The organism is Caproiciproducens faecalis (assembly GCF_019448085.1).
Lineage (GTDB): Bacteria > Bacillota > Clostridia > Oscillospirales > Acutalibacteraceae > Caproiciproducens > Caproiciproducens faecalis.
In genome coordinates, this window is sequence record NZ_JAGFNZ010000005.1 from 59,398 (window position 1) to 79,544 (window position 20,147).

13 protein-coding genes are annotated in these 20,147 nt (G+C 53.3%); all 13 read left to right on the forward strand.

Going from position 1 to position 20,147, the window contains the following annotated elements; genetic code table 11:
- Window positions 1-4: 4 nt before the first annotated feature.
- The 13 genes from J5W02_RS12155 to smc all read left to right on the forward strand — a co-directional run bounded on the left by J5W02_RS12155 (window position 5) and on the right by smc (window position 20,138).
- Entirely contained in the window at window positions 5-3,397 is a 3,393-nt protein-coding gene (locus tag J5W02_RS12155) for a PD-(D/E)XK nuclease family protein (RefSeq protein WP_255575736.1), read from the forward strand.
- On the forward strand, window positions 3,354-6,887 hold the full coding sequence (gene addA / locus J5W02_RS12160) for a helicase-exonuclease AddAB subunit AddA (RefSeq protein ID WP_219965971.1): 3,534 nt from the start codon (window positions 3,354-3,356) through the stop codon (window positions 6,885-6,887). Before J5W02_RS12155 ends, addA begins: the two co-directional genes overlap by 44 nt.
- A 186-nt stretch (window positions 6,888-7,073) precedes the next feature.
- Complete coding sequence (gene infC / locus J5W02_RS12165; protein WP_219966163.1) at window positions 7,074-7,613, forward strand: translation initiation factor IF-3; 540 nt, start codon at window positions 7,074-7,076, stop codon at window positions 7,611-7,613.
- Window positions 7,614-7,635: 22 nt separating this feature from the next.
- Window positions 7,636-7,833 (forward strand): 50S ribosomal protein L35, encoded by a 198-nt coding sequence (rpmI, locus tag J5W02_RS12170; protein ID WP_219965972.1) that lies wholly within the window; start codon window positions 7,636-7,638, stop codon window positions 7,831-7,833.
- Between the two features lie 47 nt (window positions 7,834-7,880).
- Complete coding sequence (gene rplT, locus J5W02_RS12175; protein ID WP_038324616.1) at window positions 7,881-8,234, forward strand: 50S ribosomal protein L20; 354 nt, start codon at window positions 7,881-7,883, stop codon at window positions 8,232-8,234.
- 57 nt (window positions 8,235-8,291) lie between these two features.
- Complete coding sequence (locus J5W02_RS12180; protein ID WP_219965973.1) at window positions 8,292-9,101, forward strand: TrmH family RNA methyltransferase; 810 nt, start codon at window positions 8,292-8,294, stop codon at window positions 9,099-9,101.
- 2 nt (window positions 9,102-9,103) lie between these two features.
- Window positions 9,104-10,258, forward strand: coding sequence for a DNA-processing protein DprA (gene dprA / locus J5W02_RS12185; protein WP_219965974.1), 1,155 nt, complete (start codon window positions 9,104-9,106; stop codon window positions 10,256-10,258).
- Window positions 10,259-10,392: 134 nt separating this feature from the next.
- A complete protein-coding gene (gene topA / locus J5W02_RS12190; RefSeq protein ID WP_219965975.1) occupies window positions 10,393-12,474 on the forward strand; it encodes a type I DNA topoisomerase in 2,082 nt (693 codons plus the stop codon).
- The gene (gene trmFO / locus J5W02_RS12195; RefSeq protein WP_219965976.1) at window positions 12,471-13,784 is read left to right on the forward strand and encodes a methylenetetrahydrofolate--tRNA-(uracil(54)-C(5))-methyltransferase (FADH(2)-oxidizing) TrmFO; all 1,314 of its coding nucleotides are present in this window, start codon (window positions 12,471-12,473) and stop codon (window positions 13,782-13,784) included. The genes topA and trmFO overlap by 4 nt, the downstream gene beginning before the upstream one ends.
- A gap of 27 nt (window positions 13,785-13,811) precedes the next feature.
- A complete protein-coding gene (plsX, locus tag J5W02_RS12200) occupies window positions 13,812-14,846 on the forward strand; it encodes a phosphate acyltransferase PlsX (RefSeq protein ID WP_219965977.1) in 1,035 nt (344 codons plus the stop codon).
- Between the two features lie 31 nt (window positions 14,847-14,877).
- Entirely contained in the window at window positions 14,878-15,552 is a 675-nt protein-coding gene (rnc, locus tag J5W02_RS12205) for a ribonuclease III (RefSeq protein WP_219965978.1), read from the forward strand.
- Window positions 15,549-16,547 (forward strand): elongator complex protein 3, encoded by a 999-nt coding sequence (locus tag J5W02_RS12210; RefSeq protein WP_219965979.1) that lies wholly within the window; start codon window positions 15,549-15,551, stop codon window positions 16,545-16,547. The genes rnc and J5W02_RS12210 overlap by 4 nt, the downstream gene beginning before the upstream one ends.
- Window positions 16,548-16,559: 12 nt before the next feature.
- Window positions 16,560-20,138 (forward strand): chromosome segregation protein SMC, encoded by a 3,579-nt coding sequence (gene smc, locus J5W02_RS12215; protein WP_219965980.1) that lies wholly within the window; start codon window positions 16,560-16,562, stop codon window positions 20,136-20,138.
- The last annotated feature ends 9 nt before the right edge of the window (window positions 20,139-20,147 follow it).

Here is a 20,147-nt window from a genome sequence, read left to right on the forward strand (position 1 = left end):
GCATATGATGCTGCGTTTTATTTTAGGCCGCGCGGGCAGCGGGAAAACCGAACTGCTTCGCACAGAACTGAAAACCATGGCTCAGGCCGCACAGAAAAAAATTATGCTGATTGTACCGGAGCAGTCCTCGTTTGAAAACGAGCGCGCCATGCTTCGGCTTCTCGGCGCAAAAGACGTGCAGCGCATTTCGGTTACCAGCTTTTCCCGTCTTGCGGATCTGGTGTTCCGCAGGTACGGCGGGGGGGCGGGGCGCCGGCTGGACGACGGGGGCCGCAGCATTTTTATGAGCCTCGCGCTGGAGCAGGTGAAGGATCAGCTCAGCTTTTACCGCAAAAACGCGGAAAGCACCGAGCTGGTGGGTCTGATGATCTCCGCTTCCACAGAGCTGAAAATGTGCGATGTGACCCCGCTCGATATTGAACGCGCGGCGGGGGATATGCCGCAGAGTACGCTCCGGCAGAAGATGACGGAACTGTCGCTGATCCTTTCTGCGTACGACGCGCTGGTTGCCCAAAGCTTCGTCGACCCTCTGGACGACCTGACAAGGTTGAAAAACACCCTGCAGGAACATCATTTCTTTTCGGAATATACCGTGGCGCTCGATTCTTTCCAGAGCTTTACGGTACAGGAATATCATATTATCAGCCTGATTCTCTCTCAGGCAGATGACCTTTCCATTACGCTCTGTACCGATCAGCTTGACGATCCGGAGCACGGCATGGGCTTATTTTCGCTTGTCCGCCGAACCGGCAAAAATCTGATGCAGCTTGCCCGCCGGAACGATGTGAAAATTGCTTCGCCGGTTGTTTTAGCGGGCGGGGCGCGCTTTCAAAGCAAAACGCTTGCCGGTATTGAAGCGGGAGTTTTCCGCTGCGGGCATGCGGCGCAGGAGTGTGAAAACGACGGGGATGTTGTTTTGTATGAGGCGAACAATTTGTATGATGAGTCCGCCTTTGTCGCCGCCACCATTCGCCGTCTGGTAATGGAAAAAGGCTTTCGCTACCGTGATTTTGCCATAATTACCCGTTCGACCGACCGCTACAGGGGGGTTCTGGATCTGGCTCTTGAACGCTGGGAAATTCCGTATTTTATGGACAGGCCGCAGGCAATCGACGCCGAACCGCTCATGCGCCTTGTGCTTTCCGCGTTTAAGACCGTTCAATCGGGATTTTCTTCGGATTCTGTTTTTTCGTATCTGAAAACCGGCTTGACGGCGCTTAGAACCGATGAAATCTCCCAGCTGGAAAACTATGTTTTCGTGTGGGGGATAGAAGGAAAGCAGTGGAAAGAGGATTGGACGGAGCATCCGCGCGGATTTGCCGAAACAATGACGGACAGCGACCTGCAAAGGCTGACGGAGATCAACGAAAGCCGGAAAGCGGTAATGAAGCCTCTGCTTCGGTTTTCGTCCAAGCTTCGCGATACCGACGGGGAAGGCATGGCGGCGGCAGTATATGAGCTGCTGCAGGATGTCGGAGCCGCCGAGCATCTGAAAAATCTTGCGCAGCATCTGGCTGAGTGCGGGGAGCCGGAACTTGCCGACCGCCAGCTGCGGCTTTGGGATCTTTTGATGACGATTCTGGACCAGACGGCGCTGGTGCTGCAAAAGAATCCCGTTACCGCCGCGCGTTACGCGGAGCTTTTGCGTCTGGTTATTCTGGCGAACCGAATGGCAAGTATCCCGCAGGGGCTGGACGAAGTGACGGTCGGAGCCGCAGACCGCACCAGAACCGGCGCGCCGAAGGTGGTCTTTCTGATGGGCACCGTACAGGGCGAATTTCCGCTTTCCCCCGGCGGCGACTGCGTTTTCAGCGACGGCGAACGGCGGGAGCTCATCCGTTTGGGGCTTCCTCTGAACGATACTCTTGAAGGCACGGCGGTGCAGGAGCGCTTTCTTGCCTACGCGGCAATGAGCGCCGCGTCTGAAAAATTATACATAACATATCCTCTGACCGGCCCTGCGGGGGAACCGAACACGCCTTCCTCCATTCCGAACGAAGTATGTTCGGTTCTGAAAAATACATCGGTCATCAATGAGCTCATTCTGCCGCAGACCTATTTTGCGAACGCCAAGGAGCCCGCCTTTGAACTGATGGCGCAGCAGTGGAAGCACAATACCGTGTTGTCCGCCACGCTGAAAGACCTGTTCGGCAAACGCGGCTGTGAACACCGCCTGTCCGCGATTGACCGCGCGGCGCAGAACCGCCCCGCCGTTTTTGCCTCTTCGGAAAAGGCAAAGGCGCTTTTCGGAGAAAACCTGCATGTTTCCGCAACACAGATTGAAAAATTCTATCTGTGCCGTTTCCAGTATTTCTGCCGTTTTGGCCTGAATGCGAAGGAACGCCGGGCGGCGGAGCTGGACGCTCTGGAGTACGGCAGTTTGATGCATTTTCTTTTGGAAAAGCTGTTCCGCGACGCCGGCAGCGCGGCGATTCTGCAAATGAGCCCGGAGGAGCTAAAAAAGGAAATCCTTCGTCTTTTAAATCTCTATGTGGAAACCAAAATGGGCGGCGCTCAGAACAAGTCGCCGCGTTTTGTGTATCTTTTTCTGCGTCTTGCCGATTCCGCACAGATTATCGCGTCCCATATTGCGAAAGAGCTTGCCCAGAGTGAGTTTCATCCTGTGGATTTTGAACTTGCCATCGGCGCGGACGGAATTCCCCCGCTGTGCATCCCACTTCCGGACGGAGGACAGGTGGAAATCGACGGAAAAATTGACCGAGTCGATCTTCTCGACCGTGACGGAATCAGCTTTGTCCGCGTCATCGACTATAAAACCGGACATAAGGAATTTAAATTATCGGATATTCTTTACGGCGTGAATATGCAGATGCTGATTTATCTGGCGGCGCTTCTTGAAAACGGCGGCGACCGCTACGGAGAAGTGCGGCCTGCGGGCGTACTCTACATGCCCGCAAACCGCCCTGCTGTTTCCGCTTCCCGCAGTACGGATGCGGAAAAAATTGAGCAGGAGGCAGCGAAAAAACTGCGGATGGACGGCTTGGTGCTGGACGACCCGGCAATGATAACGGCGATGGAACACAGCGGACAGGGAAATTACCTGCCGGTTGCGCTGAAAGACGGCGTACCAGCCAAACGCGACCATGTGGTTTCCTCCGGGGAACTGGCCAGTGTGATGAAACATATTAAGGAGCTGGTCGGCGCGATGGCCAAAGAACTTCACGGCGGCGACGTTTCCGCGGTACCGCTTTCCGGTACCTACGACGCCTGTGCGTGGTGTCCCTATGCCTCCGTCTGCGGTCATGAAAGGGATGACCCAACGCGGGAGATGCAGCAGTGGGACAGGGACGAAGTCATCAAAGAGCTTACGCAGGCAAAGGAGGGAATGAGCAATGAGCGCACGCACATGGACGAAAAGTCAGCAGGACGCGATTGAGGCGCGTGGCGGTACCCTGCTTGTTTCCGCAGCCGCCGGTTCCGGAAAAACAGCCGTTTTGGTACAGCGCGTGATTGAGCGAATTACCGACCCTCAAAATCCCGCCGATGCCGACCGACTGCTCGTCGTTACCTTCACCAAGGCCGCGGCCGCCGAAATGAGCAGCCGTATTGCGGCGGAAATTGCAAAGCTGCTGGAAGCCGACCCCATGAATGTGCGGCTTCAGCGCCAGCAGATTTTGCTGACGCGCGCTCATATCAGCACCATCCACAGCTTTTGCAGCGAACTGATCCGCGAAAATTTTTATAAACTGGGAATTTCACCGGATTTTCGCATTCTGGACGACAGTGAAATGAAGCTGCTGCGTGATGATGCGGTCTCCGCAGTGCTGGAAAAGTTTTATGCTCAAAACGACCCGGACTTTTACGCTCTGGTCGATGCGTTTTCCTCCGGCAGGGACGACGGGCGAATGATTCAGACCGTCAATACTCTTTACGATTTTGTCCGGTCGCATCCGTTCCCCAGCTGCTGGCTTCGGGAAAAATCCGCCATGTACGAGAAAGATGTTTCCGCTTCCCGCACCGTGTGGGGGCAGACTGTTTTAAGGTACGCGGCGGACGCGGTGGACTACTGTATATCCCTTACACGCAATTCCCTTGCCTTAATGCAGGAGGACGAAAAAATTTCCGGTGCTTATGCGGACGGGTTTAATGCCGATCTGGCGGGACTTTTGGCGCTGAAAGACGCGGCGGATTCGGGCGGATGGGACGCCGTTTCCTTCCAGACCGGCGGCTTCGGCTTTCAACGGTTAAAACCCCTGCGCGGCTACAGTGACGACCCGCTGAAAAACAAGCTTTCCGCGGGACGTAAGGAAGTACAGGAAACCGTCAAGAAGCTGGCGGAGCTTTTCAGTGCCGATGAGCGCGAATGCGGGGAAGAGATTGCCCGTATCGCTCCTTTGGTTAAAAAGCTTTTTGAGGTCACGCAAGCCTTCGGTGAAGAGCTGGACAGATTGAAGAAGGAGCGCCGCGCGGCGGATTTCAGCGATCTGGAGCATTACGCTCTGAAATTGCTTGTGAGGGAAACGGATGGCGGCTTTGTCCCGACGGAGGATGCCGCGGAAATATCGGCCCGGTTCGACGAAGTGATGGTCGACGAGTATCAGGATACCAACGAAGCGCAGGATATGATTTTCCGTGCCGTTTCTCAAAATGAAAGTAATCTTTTTATGGTCGGCGATGTGAAGCAGAGCATTTACCGCTTCCGTCAGGCGATGCCGCAGATTTTCCTGCGCCGCCGTGCGCAGTACCCTGATTACAGCAGAACAAAAGACGCATATCCCGCCTGTGTGGTGCTGGACAAAAACTTTCGCAGCCGGCGCGGGGTGACCGAAACGGTAAACTTTGTGTTCCGTCAGCTCATGAGTGAGCAGACGGGCGAACTGGATTATACAAAATCGGAGGAGCTGACCGCCGGGGCGGATTACCCACCTTGTGACGAACCTGCGGCACAGCTCGATATTATTGATCTTTCGTCATCCGAAGACGATGAGGAAATGATTACGGCGGAAAGCCGCCATATTGCGGAACTGATTTATCAGATGACCGGGGACGGCACCACCGTAACGGATCATGGCCGCCAGCGGCCCGTTGTGTACCGGGATATCTGCATCTTGCTGCGCAGCGCGAACCAGTACGCCCACGAGTACGCGCGGGAGCTGGCCGCACTTGGAATTCCAGCTTGGGCCGATACGGCAGGCGGCTTCTTCACGGCGGCGGAAGTGGGGGTGGCGGTCTCACTTTTACGCGTGATTGACAATCCCATGCAGGATATTCCTCTCCTTTCCGTACTGATGAGCCCCATTTACGGTTTTACAGCGGACGACATGGCGGATATCCGCATCCCGTCGCGCAGCACGGCGCTGTATCTTGCGCTGGTTTCCGCGGCGCAGGGCGGCAATGAGCGCGCGGCCGGATTCCTGAAAGATATGGACGCCTACCGCACGCTTGCGGCGACCATGCCGTCCGACAGGCTGATTCAGGCGGTCTACGACAAAACGGGTTATCTCAATTTGGTACAGGCAATGCCCAACGGCGAACTGCGGCTCGCAAATCTCCGCTTGCTGCTGGAATACGCGAAAAAATACGAAGCCTCCGGCTACAACGGACTTTCCGGTTTTATCCGGTTTATCGACAGGCTTCAAAAGAGCAGCGCCGACCTTGCTCCCGCCTCCACCATCAGCGAGGCGGCCAACGTTGTAAAAATCATGAGTATTCACCGCAGTAAGGGGCTGGAATTTCCGGTCTGCATTCTTGCCGGGTGTTCCCGGCGGTTCAACAGGGAACGGGGCGACGTGCTTTTGCACCCGTCCCTCGGGCTCGGAGTGAAGCTCAAGGATGACGCCGGACTCTGCCGCTATACCACCATGCCGCGCGAAGCGGTTGCGCTGGAGCTGGACCGCAATGAAATGAGTGAAGAACTGCGCGTGCTGTATGTCGCCATGACAAGGGCAAAGGAAAAACTGATTATGGTGACGACGGTCAAGGACGCAGGAAAGACGCTCGGAAAACTTGCCGCCCGGCTGACGGAGGAAAACAGGATTCAGCCTTATGTTGTCCGCAGCGTTTCCAGTATCTCCGACTGGCTCCTGCTCTGTGCGCTTCGGCACCCGGGCGGCGCCCGCCTGCGCGACCTTGCCTGTGCCCTGCCGGGGATCACCGTGGGTTCCGACGAGCCCTGGAGCATCAATTTGGTTTACCCGCCAAAAGGGGATACGGCCGTCCTGCAGCCGGAAGAGATCCTGCCCGAGCAGCCGGATAAAAAGCTTGAGGAAGAAATCTGTGCCGCTATGGATTACAATTATCCGTTTGCCGCCTTAAAGGGCATACAGGCCAAGGTTGCCGCCTCCGATCTGGCCGCGCGTGAATTTTCCGCGCAGTACGCCACGGTTTCCCGCCCCGCGTTTCTGAGCAGGACGGGCCTGACTCCCGCCGAGCGCGGAACGGCGCTGCATACCTATATGCAGTTCGCGGACTACGAAAAAGCGCGGGAAAATCCTCAGGGGGAGCTTTTGCGCCTTGTTGCGCAGGGATTTCTGACAGAAGAACAGGGTCAGGCGGTGGAGCTAGCCCGCGTACGGTCTTTCTTTGAGGGCTCGCTCGCAAAAAGAATTTTTGCCTCGGAAAACGTACTGAGAGAATATCGCTTTACTGTGGAGATTACCGCCGGTGATGTCCGGCCCGAACTGCCGGAGGAACTGAAAAATCAGCCTGTGGTTTTGCAGGGTGCGATTGACTGTGCGTTTGAAGAAAACGGAAAGCTGTTCATTGTCGACTATAAAACGGATAAAACGAATCATCCCTCGCAACTTTGGGAACGCTACCGCGCGCAGCTTGCGCTTTACCGACTGGCCATAGAGCAGTGTACGGGGAAAAAAGTTGCAGGGTGCCTTTTATATTCCTTTTACCTGAATGCAGAAATCACCAATTAATGCTTGACAAACGGTGAAATCACTGGTAGAATAATTCAGTAAAACAAAGCGGGGCACCATTGTGCTCACACCTGTGGGGTTTCGTCCGCCATGGGTCAATACGGAAAACGGCTTATATGAGCTGTCATTTTGTGTATTGTTGCGCGGGCGGATAATCTGCCCGCGCTTTTTATTGAAACTGACAACGTGTTTTGGAGGTGCTTAACAATTAGCAACAAGGAACTGCAGATTAATGAGGAAATTCGTGACAGGGAAGTGCGTGTCATCGGTTCGGACGGTTCTCAGCTTGGCGTCATGAGTTCGGCTCAGGCTATGGAAAAAGCGTTTGAACAGAATCTTGATCTTGTCAAAATCGCGCCGCAGGCAACGCCGCCGGTGTGTAAGATCATTGATTACGGCAAATTCAGATTTGAACAGGCAAAGCGCGATAAGGAAGCAAAGAAAAATCAGCGCATTGTCGACATTAAGGAAATCCGTTTGTCTTTGAACATTGACACTCACGACTTTAACACAAAAGTCGGTCACGCAACCCGCTTCTTAAAGGATGGCGATAAGGTCAAAGCTTCCATCCGCTTCCGCGGACGTGAAATGGGACATCCGGAGCAGGGTTACAGCATCATGCGGAATTTTGCTGAAGCACTCAGCGAGATTGCCAATGTTGAAAAACCGGCAAAGTTAGAGGGACGTAATATGCTCATGTTCCTTGCATCCAAACCCGCTAAGTAATCATCATAAGGAGGACAATACCATGCCTAAAATTAAGACACATTCCGGCGCGAAAAAGCGCTTCAAGCTTTCCAAGAACGGGAAAGTTATCCGCGGCCATGCAAATAAATCCCACATCCTCAACAAAAAGACAACCAAGCGCAAGAGAGGCCTTAGACAAACCACTGTTGCCGACAAGACAAATGTGGTACAGGTAAAGAGATTAATTCCTTACAAATAAGAGTTAATCGTAATCATTAAAATAACCATTTCAATGGAGGTAATAGAATGGCACGTGTAAAAGGTGCGTTAATGACACGCAAGAGAAGAAAAAAGACTTTAAAACTTGCGAAGGGCTACTGGGGTTCCAAGAGCAGACATTTTAAAATGGCCAAACAGGCCGTTATGAAATCCGGAAACTATGCATTCATTGGCCGTAAAGCGAGAAAGAGAGATTTCCGCCGCCTGTGGATCACCCGTATTTCCGCCGCATGCCGCGCGAACGACGTCAGCTATTCCGTATTTATGAACGGGCTGAAAAAAGCGGGTATTACGCTGAACCGTAAAATGCTTGCAGAAATCGCTGTTGCCGACGAAGCTGCATTTAAGAGTTTGATTGAAAAAGCAAAGGCAGCGCTTTAAAAAGCTGTAATTGCGCCCGGAAGAAACCCGGGCGCAAATTTTATATGGAGAAAAAATATGCCGGAACTGATTACAAGCCGTCAGAATGAAATCATCAAACGCGCTGCCCGCCTTTCCTCGGCTGCCGATTTTCGCCGGGAACAAGGCCTTTTTCTGGTGGAGGGCGCGCGGCTCTGCCGTGACGCGGCACAGAGCGGGGTCTGCATCAGAACTCTGTTCTATACTGCTCAGGCAAGTGAAAAATACACGGAATATCTCGGTGAAATCCAGCGGACGGCGCAAGAAATCTATATTGTCGAACCGCATGTCGCGGCGCTTTTATCCGACACAAAAACGCCGCAGGGCGTTTTCTGCGTCTGTCAAATGCGTGCCGGCAGTGATAAATTGGAAAACATAGAGCCGGGCTTTCACTATCTGGCACTTGAAAATATTCAGGATCCGGCAAATCTGGGCGCGGTGCTTCGTACGGCGGAGGCACTGGGCATCGGCGGCGTTATTTTGGGCGGCAGCTGCTGTGACGTCTATTCGCCGAAGGTACTGCGTGCCAGTATGGGCGCGGTTTTCCGTCTTCCGTTTTACCTGCAGGCAGATCTGGTTTCGGCCATCGGGCTTTTTAACAAACGTGGGTTTGTCACTCTTGCCGCGGTTCCGGATTCCGCCGCGCAGAAAATAACGTCGGTTGACTTCCAGAAGCCGACGGTGCTTTTTGTGGGCAACGAAGGAAACGGCTTGACCGCCGCGGTCATCGCCGCATGCTCCGGGTCGGTGACCATCCCCATGCTCGGCAGAGCGGAATCTTTAAACGCGTCGGCTTCCGCTGCGATTCTGATGTGGGAAATGATGCGCGAAAAATCTGGAGGCGCTTAAGAATGCCTGTTGACCAAAGATCATACTGGGTGTGGCTGCAGCACGCGCTTGGCGCGGGCAGTTCCAAGCAGAACCGTATTCTTTCCGGCTACCGTTCTTTAAGCGACTTTTATGCCGCAGGGATGGAAAGCTGGCTTCTTGAAGGCTGCTTTACGCAGAATGAACTGGGAAAGCTCGGTTCGTACTCTGTGCAGGACGCTGAAGCGTTGATGGAGTATTGTGAGAAAATCGGCCAGAAGGTTCTTACTCCTGACTGCGCCGACTATCCTTTGCTGCTGAAAGAGATACATAACGCACCCTGCGCGCTGTATGTCAAGGGAACCCTGCCCGATTTTTCAGCGGTACCCGGTATTGCCATCGTAGGTACCCGCAAGGCGACCGCGACGGGCGTGTCGGCAGCACGCAGTTTTGCATTTGAACTTGCCAAGCAGGGCGCCGTGGTTGTCAGCGGCGGCGCGCTGGGAATTGATACCGCGGCGCACAAGGGCGCTCTGCAGGCCGGCGGAAAAACCGTCTGCGTGCTCGGCTGCGGCATTGATTATAATTATCTGATGGGAAACGCGTCTCTGCGCGAAGCTGTCGCGCTTTCCGGCGCGGTGATTTCGGAGTATCCCCCGAACACCCCGGCCGTCAATTCCAATTTTCCAATCCGCAACCGTATTATCTCCGGTCTGACGCTGGGCACCCTTGTGGTGGAAGCCGCCGGAAAAAGCGGCTCGCTGATTACCGCACAGGATGCTCTGGACCAGGGACGGGACGTTTTTGCCGTTCCCTCCGGAATTTTCAGTCCTGTTTCTCAGGGGGTAAACGGTCTGATTAAAAGCGGAGCCAAGCCTGTGTCCAACGCGGGGGAGATTCTGGAAGAGTATCTTTACCGGTTTCCCGGAAAAATCAACTTGGACGATGAACAGACAAACGTGGTTCTTTCACCGGAACCGGAACCGGCAAAATCGGAATCGGCTCAGCTGGACGAAAAAGAATTCTCGCGGGACGCCGTACTTTTATATTCCAGCCTGACGGACTTGCCGAGGCACCTTTCGGAGCTGGAGCGCCTGACAGGGATTCCTGCGCCGCGCCTTTTAACTGCGGTGACGGAATTGGAGCTTGCCGAAAAAATCCATTCGCATTCCGGGCGGCGCTATAGCCTTCCAAACTAAATATTGTTAAAAATTGCCGAATGTTCGGCAAATTTTAAAAATGTTTAATATTTTAAGTGAAATCGTTATAATATTGAATACATTTAGAACTTAAGTAATGGGAAAACAAATATAGGACTGATGAGGTGGTTTTCATGTCAAAGCTAGTGATCGTTGAGTCACCGGCCAAGGCCAAGACAATTAAAAAATTTTTGGGCTCCGGCTACGACGTGATCGCGTCCATGGGACATGTACGCGATCTAGCGGAAAACCGTTTGAGCGTTGACGTAAAAAACAATTTTAAACCCAAGTATGAGATTATTAAAGGAAAGGAAAAACTGGTTCAGGAGCTGAAGGACAAAGCCGAGAAGAGCGACGGCGTCCTGCTCGCGACCGACCCCGACCGCGAAGGAGAGGCCATTTCCTGGCATCTGGCATACATTCTTGGGCTGGATACTGAAACAGACAACCGCATTACCTTTAATGAAATTACAAAAACCGGCGTAACCAAAGGAATGGAGAATCCCCGCAACATTGATATCGATCTGGTAAACGCACAGCAGGCCCGCCGTATTCTGGACCGGCTTGTGGGTTATAAACTGAGTCCTTTCCTGTCACAGAAGATTCGGCGGGGACTTTCCGCCGGTCGCGTACAGTCCGTTGCGGTGCGTATTATCGTTGACCGCGAAGAGGAAATCCGCGCGTTTGTTCCCGAGGAGTACTGGACGATCGACGCTAAATTCATTCCGCAGGGTTCCCGCCGTGTTTTCGGAGCCACCTTTTACGGTGACACCAACGGGAAAATTAAAATTTCAGACAAGGAACAGACAGACAAGATCCTTGAAGAGCTGAAAGATGCGGAATACCGTATTGTTAAAATGAAAAAGGGCACGCGCAAGAAATCCCCCGCACCGCCGTTTATCACCTCCACTCTTCAGCAGGAGGCTTCGCGCAGGCTGGGTTTTCAGGCCCGCCGTACTATGAAAGCCGCCCAGGAATTGTATGAAGGTATTGAAATTCAGGATATGGGCGCCGTCGGTTTGATTACTTATATGAGAACGGACTCCCTGCGTATTTCCGAGGACGCTATCAAGGATGCGGGCGACTATATTTTAGAGCGCTGGGGCAAGAAGTATCTGCCCGAAACGCCGCGCCATTTTAAAACGAAGGCAACCGCACAGGACGGCCATGAGGCTATCCGTCCGTCCATGCCGGGGCTTTCTCCGGATAAAGTGAAGGACAGCCTAACCAGCGACCAGTATAAGCTGTACAAACTGATCTGGGAACGCTTCATTGCCTGCCAGATGTCCAACTGCCTGCAGAGTACCACACAGGCCGACATTCAGGCGAAGGACTATATCTTTAAGGCTTCGGGCTATACCGTTACCTTCGACGGCTTTACCGTGCTCTATGAAGAGGGCAGGGATGAGGAAGCGGAGCGGGAAGGCTCTCTGCCGGTACTGGAAAAGGATATGCTGCTGAAACTGAAAGAAATCATAGGCAATCAGCATTTCACTCAGCCGCCCGCCCGTTACACGGAAGCTTCCCTGATTAAAGCGCTGGAGGAAAACGGAATCGGGCGTCCGTCCACCTATGCCGCAACTATTTCCACAATCACCGGGCGCGAATATGTAACGCGTGAGGGAAAGGCCCTGAAGCCGACGGAACTGGGAGAGGTATCTACACAGCTGATGCGGGAACGGTTCCCCAAAATCGTAAATATCAAATTTACCGCTCAGGTGGAAAATGATCTGGACAGCGTACAGAGCGGAAAGACCGACTGGATACAGACGCTGCATGATTTTTACGGCGATTTTGACAAAACGCTCAAACAGGCAAAGGAAGATATGCAGGGCGTAAAGATTCAGCTCAAAGAGGATGAAACAGACATCATCTGTGAAAAATGCGGCCGCAGGATGGTGATTAAGACCGGGCGGTACGGCAAATTTATTGCCTGCCCGGGCTATCCGGAGTGTAAGAACATTAAGAAGCTGGTGCAGGAAACCGGTGCGGAATGCCCCAAATGCGGCGGCAAGGTCATTGTGAAAAAGTCCAAAAAAGGCCGGGTTTTCTACGGATGCTCCGAATACCCGAACTGCGACTTTATTTCTTGGGACGAACCGAGTACGGAAAAATGTCCCCGCTGCGGAAAGACCCTGCTGAAAAAGAAGGGAAAGCATCCGAAATATTACTGCATTACGCCTGACTGCGGCTATGAAAAGACGGAGGAAGAATGAGTATCAGAGTCATAGGCGCGGGCCTTGCGGGATGTGAGGCCGCGTGGCAGATTGCCCGGGCCGGAATTCCGGTTGAACTTTATGAAATGAAACCCGCCCGGTATTCCCCGGCACACCACAGTCCGAATTTCGCTGAGCTGATCTGTTCCAATTCCCTGAAGGCGGAGCGCGTGGAAAGTGCCGCCGGGCTTTTGAAAGAGGAAATGAGGCAGCTTCATTCCCTGCTGATGCAGTGTGCGGATGACTGCCGTGTTCCGGCCGGCGGTGCGCTTGCGGTTGACCGCGAGCGGTTTTCACAGACGGTCACACAGAAGATATCCGTTCACCCGCTGATTCATATCCACCGCGAAGAAATCACGGAGATCCCGCAAGACGGAATCACCGTAATCGCCACGGGCCCCCTTACCGCAGACACGCTTGCAGCGAAAATTGCGGCAAGCTGCGGCGGCAGTTTGAGCTTTTTTGATGCCGCCGCACCGATTGTATCCGCGGAAAGCCTAAACATGGACAGAATTTTTGCCGCTTCCCGCTATGATAAGGGCGGGGATGACGCCTATTTGAACTGCCCGATGAACAAAGAGGAGTACGAGCACTTTTACGCTTCGCTGGTTTCGGCTGAACGCGCGCCCGTACACGATTTTGACGTAGCTGACCCGAAGGTCTATGAAGGCTGTATGCCGGTGGAGGTCATGGCGCAGCGCGGGGCGGATACCCTGCGATTCGGCCCGCTCAAGCCGGTCGGTCTGCGTGACCCACGGACAGGCCACCGCCCGTGGGCGGTTGTGCAGCTCCGGCGGGAAGACAGCCTGGGAACGCTTTATAATCTGGTGGGTTTTCAGACCAATCTGAAATTCGGGGAGCAAAAGCGTGTGTTCGGTATGATTCCCGGACTGGAAAACGCCGAATATTTTCGTTATGGTGTTATGCACCGCAACACCTTTCTGAATTCGCCCAAGGTTCTTTGCGCCGACTACAGTCTGCGCGAACGGCCCAACCTCTTTTTCGCCGGACAGATTACCGGTGTGGAGGGATACATGGAATCCGCTTCATCCGGGATCCTGGCGGGAATCAACGCCGTGCGCCGCAGGAACGGTCAAGATACGCTGGTTCTGCCGAACACGACCATGATCGGTGCGCTGAGCAATTATGCGGCCAACGGCAGTGAAGCTGATTTTCAGCCAATGGGTGCCAATTTCGGTGTAATCCCGCCGATTGAACCGCACATTCGTGATAAAAGGGAACGTTACGCCGCTTTTTCAGCCCGTTCCCTGCAAGATTTACAAAAGATCATTACAGAAAAGCAACTGTAATGAATGTCTAAAACAGAGGTGTTTCAAATGAAAATCATAGTTGATGCATTTGGAGGCGACAACGCCCCCCTCGAAATTTTAAAAGGCTGCGCAAAGGCCGTTGCCGAACTGGATATGGACATTTTGCTGACCGGACGCGAGGAGGAAATCCGCCGCGTTGCGAAGGAAAATGAAATTTCACTGAACCGAATGCAGATTATTGACGTACCGGACGTAATTACCATGGAGGAACATGCAGGGGAAATCATGAAATCAAAATCCAATTCCTCTATGGCGGAAGCCCTCCGGCGCCTGGCCGCGGGGGAAGGCGACGCCTGTATTTCCGCGGGAAACAGCGGCGCACTGGTAGTCGGCGCGACCCTGATTGTCAAACGGATCAAGGGAATTAAGCGTATCGCTTTTGCGCCGGTTATGCCGAAAAAAGAAGGCTGCTTTATGCTGATCGACTGCGGTGCGAACGTGGACTGCAAAGCGGACATGCTCCGTCAGTTTGGCGTGATGGGTTCCATTTATATGCAGAAAGTGATGCAGATCAATAATCCGCGGGTCGCTCTCGCCAATATCGGCACAGAGGATCACAAGGGCGGAGACCTCCAGCATGAAGCGTTTGCCCTGCTGAAAAAATCCGGTCTGAATTTTATCGGCAATATTGAAGCGCGCGACATCCCGCTCGACGCGGGCGACGTGATCGTTGCAGACGGATTTACAGGGAATTCGATTTTAAAAACATATGAGGGTGTAGCCATTCTTTTGATGGGTAAGCTAAAGGAGATCTTCACCAAAAATACTCTGAACAAGCTTGCGGCGGCCGTTGTCTTAAAGGACATCAAAGCGCTTCAAAAGACCATGGACTACAACGAATACGGCGGGGCTCCGCTGATGGGCTGCGCCAAACCGGTCTTTAAGGCACATGGCAGCGCAAAGGCAAAAACCTTCTACAACGCGCTGCGTCTGCTGAAATCTTATGTTTCCGCCGGAGTAGTGGATGAAATTGCAAGTTCCGTTGAGAGCTACAACAAAAATACCGCAAAAGAATCCGGCGATGAAGATGCACAAGAATGAGTTGAAATTCGCCTTACTGGAGCGTGAGTCTATGAAAGAACTGGAAGATAAACTGCAATATCATTTTAAAAATCAAAGCTACCTAAAAACGGCGCTGACCCATTCGTCCTACGCCAATGAAACCCGCGTGCAGGGCGGCAGCAACGAGCGGCTGGAGTTTCTGGGCGACTCCATTTTGGGTCTGGTCGTGGCTGATTACCTCTTTAAGCAGTTTCCCGATCTGCCGGAGGGTGACCTTACCAAAAAGCGGGCCGCACTGGTTTGTGAAAAAGCCTGCTGCGGATTCTCCACACAGCTGGATGTCGGGAAGTTTCTGCTTCTAAGTCACGGGGAACAGAATTCCGGCGGCCGTACGCGTTCCTCCATTCTGGCGGACGCGTTCGAGTCCATTATCGCAGCAATCTATCTGGACGGCGGTATGGAGGAAGCCCGCAAATTTATCCTTCGTTTTGTGCTTCCCCTAATGCAGGCGGCAAAACCGAAGGCCTTCAAGGATTATAAGACTGCCCTGCAGGAAATCATCCAGCAGAATCCGGAGGAGCATCTGGAATATGTTTTGACCGGCGAAAGCGGCCCCGACCACGACAAGCATTTTACCGTGGAGGTTCATCTGAACAGCAATGTAATCGGTAAGGGCGGCGGACGCAGCAAAAAAGAAGCCGAGCAGCAGGCTGCCCGCGAAGCGATGGAGCTGATGGGTTATTGAAACACGCCAACGTAGCGATTTTTGTTCCCCACAACGGCTGTCCGCACCAGTGCAGCTTCTGCAACCAACGCACCATTACCGGCCAGATGACACAGCCCTTGCCGCAGGATGTGCGAAACGCGGTTCAGATTGCAAAAAACAGTCTGCACAGCGATACGAAAAATGCTGAGATCGCCTTTTTTGGCGGCAGTTTTACGGCCATAGAACCGGGCTATATGGTTTCACTTCTGGAAGCGGCGGCGCCTTTTGTAAAAGACGGCACCTTCGCGGGAATTCGCATTTCCACCAGACCGGACTGTATTGACGAAGACGTATTAAAACTGCTGAAGGGATATGGCGTTACCGCAATCGAACTCGGTGCGCAGAGCATGGACGACCGTGTTCTTCAGCTGAACAAACGCGGCCATACCGCAGAGCAGGTTGCAGCGGCGTCTGAACTGATTCGATCCCATGGCTTTACGCTCGGGCTGCAGATGATGACCGGGCTTTATGGGGATACCGTGCAGGGCAGCAAATTGACCGCAAGAAAGCTTTCTGCGCTTCACCCGCAAAATATGCGGATTTATCCGACCATCATTATGCGGGGGACGGAACTGGGGGAAAAATATCTCAGGGGAGAGTACCAAACGCTGAATCTGGAAGAAACCGTGCAGCTCTGCGCCGAACTGCTAGATTTCTTCGAGGAGCAGGGCATCAGGGTCATTCGCCTGGGACTGCACAGTTCGCCGGAACTGGAATGGGACATGTTAGCCGGCCCGTGGCATCCGGCTTTCCGGGAGCTTTGCGAAAGTGCGCGCATGCTTCGCAATATCACCGGGTACTTAAAGCAAAATCCGCAGCTTCAGGGAAGTATTATGATTAAGGTGAACCCAAAAACGGTATCAAAGGCTGCGGGACAGAAAAAATGCAATTTAACCGCGCTTGCTCAGATGGGCTATTGTGTAAAAATAGTGCAGGATGCGGACGTTTTGGAAAATTGCTTTACGATAGAATAATGAGGTGAGAATATGCTGTTGAAGTCACTGGAAATTCAAGGGTTCAAGACATTTCCGGATAAAACAACTCTCAGCTTTGACCACGGAATCACCGCAGTGGTAGGCCCGAACGGAAGCGGAAAAAGCAATATCAGCGATGCCGTCCGTTGGGTTCTGGGCGAACAGTCCACCCGGGTGCTCCGCTGTACAAAAATGGAGGACGTTATTTTCAGCGGCACTCCTGTGCGCAAAGCGCAGGGTTTTGCCGAAGTAACCCTGAACATTGACAATACTCTTCGTCAGCTTCCGTTTGATGCCGACAATGTGGCTGTTACCCGCCGCTACTACCGTTCCGGGGACAGCGAGTACTTAATCAATAAAGTTTCGGTGAGGCTTAAGGATATTAACGAGCTTTTTATGGATACGGGTCTTGGTCGCGACGGGTATTCCATTATCGGGCAGGGCAAAATCGACAGTATCGTGGCAGCCCGTTCGGAAGACCGCCGCGAGATTTTTGAAGAGGCCGCAGGAATTTCCCGCTTTCGCTACCGCAAAGAAGAATCGGAGCGCAGGCTAAATCAGGCTGAGGACAACCTCCTTAGATTAAGGGATATTCTGACGGAACTGCAGGACAGGGTCGGCCCTTTAAAGGAACAGTCCGAAAAAGCGCAGCAGTACCTTTCTTATGCCGGTGAAAAGCGTACGCTGGAAATCGGGCTCTGGCTCAACACGCTCGATAAATCCGGCCGGATTCTGCGCGAGCACGACGATAAAATCCTGATTGCCCGTAACCAGCATGAAACGGCGGAGCGGGATCTGCAGGAAATCGATGAAAAAATCGAGCAGAATTTCAGGGAAGCCGGTGCCTGCACCGCAAAGGTGGATGAAATCCGTCAGGAAGCGGCAAAGCAGGAGGAAAGCGCGGTCAAAAAAGACGGCGAAGCATCGGTTTTACAGAATGATATTCAGCATAATCAGGAGAACATCGAGCGTATCCGGCGGGAAATTGAGCAAAGCACCGTTTCCAGTCAGGATATGGAAAAAGAAATCAGCGAGAAAAAAGCTCAGATTCAGCAAAAAACAGAGTACATAAATGAAAAGGATAAACTTACCCGGACATATACGGAAAAACTGGAAGAAATTCGCCGTGGCATGAGTGAAACCACCAGGAAAATCGATGGGTATACGCGGGAACTTTCCAATTGCGCCAGTCAGGCGACGGAGGCCAAGGTTGCGGAGATGACGGCGGTTTCGTCCATCACCGAAATACAGCTTCGCCTGACCGATATTGCTCAGACCATTCAATCAAAAAAGAAACAGGCAGAACAGCTCCAAAAGGAGTCCGGCGATTACGCCAAGATGCTTTCCGATACGGATGAACGCATTGCCGCGCTGACCAATTCGTCAAAGGGCTATGAGCTGCGTCTCAATACGCGCCGCCAGCGGATGGAAACCATGAAGCAGCAGTGCGACACACTCCGTCTGGATGCACAGGAGCACGCGCGCCGGGCGCATCTGCTGGAAGATCTGGAGCGAAATCTGGAAGGCTTCTCTCACAGTGTTAAAATTGTAATGAAAGAAGCCGGACGGGGTACTGTCAGCGGAATCCACGGACCGGTTTCCCGCCTTATTACCGTGCCGCCCCAGTACGCCGTCGCTATTGAAACGGCGCTTGGCGCGGCGATGCAGAACATCGTTGTCGGCAATGAGCAGGACGCGAAAAACGCGATCCGCCTTTTAAAACAGAAGGATTCCGGTCGGGCGACCTTCCTTCCCCTGACGACGATTAAGGGAAATGTTTTGCAGGAAAACGGCTTGGACGACTGTCCCGGTTTTGTCGGAGTCGCGGGCCGTCTGTGCGGCTGCGATGAAAAATATAACGGAATCCTGAATTCCCTGCTGGGGCGCATTGCCGTGGCGGAGGATCTGGACAGCGCCGTGGCAATTGCCAAGCGCTACAATTACCGCTTCCGTATCGTTACGCTGGACGGTCAGGTCGTCAATGCGGGCGGCTCGCTTACCGGCGGTTCCCTTGCCAAAAATTCCGGACTGCTCAGCCGCGCGGCGGAAATTGAGCGTATCCGGGCAGAGGCGGCCGAACTGCAAAAGAAAGCGGAAGCGGCCGCAGTTACACTGAAAACCGCGGCGGAAGAGGTTTCTTCCTGTGAAGCGGAACTTGCGGCGGCAAAAGCAGAACTCTCCTCCGCTCAGGAAGAGCGGGTGAATATCGATGCTGAGTACCGGCGGGCGACTGCCGATATGGCTGCCGTTTCCCGTGATTGTGACGCTCTCAATGAGGAAAACAAAACAGCCGGAGCAAGGCTCAGTGTTCAGCGGGAAGCGCAGCAGGCCGCACAAGCCCTTTCAAAAGAAATCGCTGAAAAGCAGGCCGCCCTGCAGGCGGAGCTCAGCGAAATCAGCGGCAGCCGCACGGAACTGAATCAGGCCAGCGACGACTTGGCTGCACAGCTGCAGGAAATTCGCATGGTCTGTCTCTCAGCGCAGAAAGACATAGAGTCTCTGCGTGCGGGCGTTGAAGACATGGAACGCAGAAAACAGGACCACGAGGGCCGGACAGAGACACTCAACGGAGAGATCATGGCTGTTCAGGCCGCAAGCGCCGCACTAACCGTTCGGGTGGAGGAACTGAAAAGTCAGGCAGCCGCTTTGCGCGAAGCCGCGAACCAGTGCGGCAGTCAGATTGAAGAACTAAACGCAAAACGGTTGGAGTACGAGCGCCTTTCCGTGGAACTGCGTGCAACAGAACATGAAAAATTATCCGAAAAAGAAAAAATAGGCCACGAGCTTGCCCGTCTGGAGGAACGCAAGGCCAACCTTCAGAAAGAATACGATGAAATAATCAGCCGCTTATGGGAAGAATACGAACTGACACGCCGTGAAGCGGAAGAAACAGGCGCAAAAATAGAAAACCCCGCACTGGCACAGAAACGTCTGAACGAGCTGAAAAATAAGATCAAGGCGCTCGGCTCCGTCAATGTGGCTGCGGTTGAGGAATACAAGGAAGTTTCCGAGCGCTATGAGTTTATGAAAGCGCAGATTGAGGACGTTGAAAAAAGCCGCGACGAACTCAAAAAGCTGATCGGAGAACTGACCCATCAGATGCGCGGTCTGTTTGTGGAACGCTTCGGGCAGATCAACGAAAACTTTAAGCAGACGTTCCGCGAACTGTTCGGGGGCGGGACTGCTGAGCTTGCGCTGAGCGCCCCGGACGATATTTTGAATTCGGGTATTGATATTTCCGTACAGCCGCCGGGCAAAATCATTACGCATCTGGAATCCCTCTCCGGCGGAGAAAAGGCGCTGGTGGCAATTGCGCTGTATTTTGCCATTATGAAGGTCAATCCGCCGCCGTTCTGTGTACTGGATGAAATTGAAGCCGCTTTGGACGACGTGAACGTCGATCGGTTTGCCGCGTATCTGCGCCGTATGAACAAGAACACGCAGTTTATTGTCATTACGCACCGCCGCGGCAGTATGGAGGAAGCGGACGTGCTTTACGGCGTGACCATGCAGGACGAGGGCATTTCCAAACTGCTGGAACTGCATGTGTCCGAAATTGAAACGAAGTTGGGCATAAAGGAACAACATTGATGAAGGAGA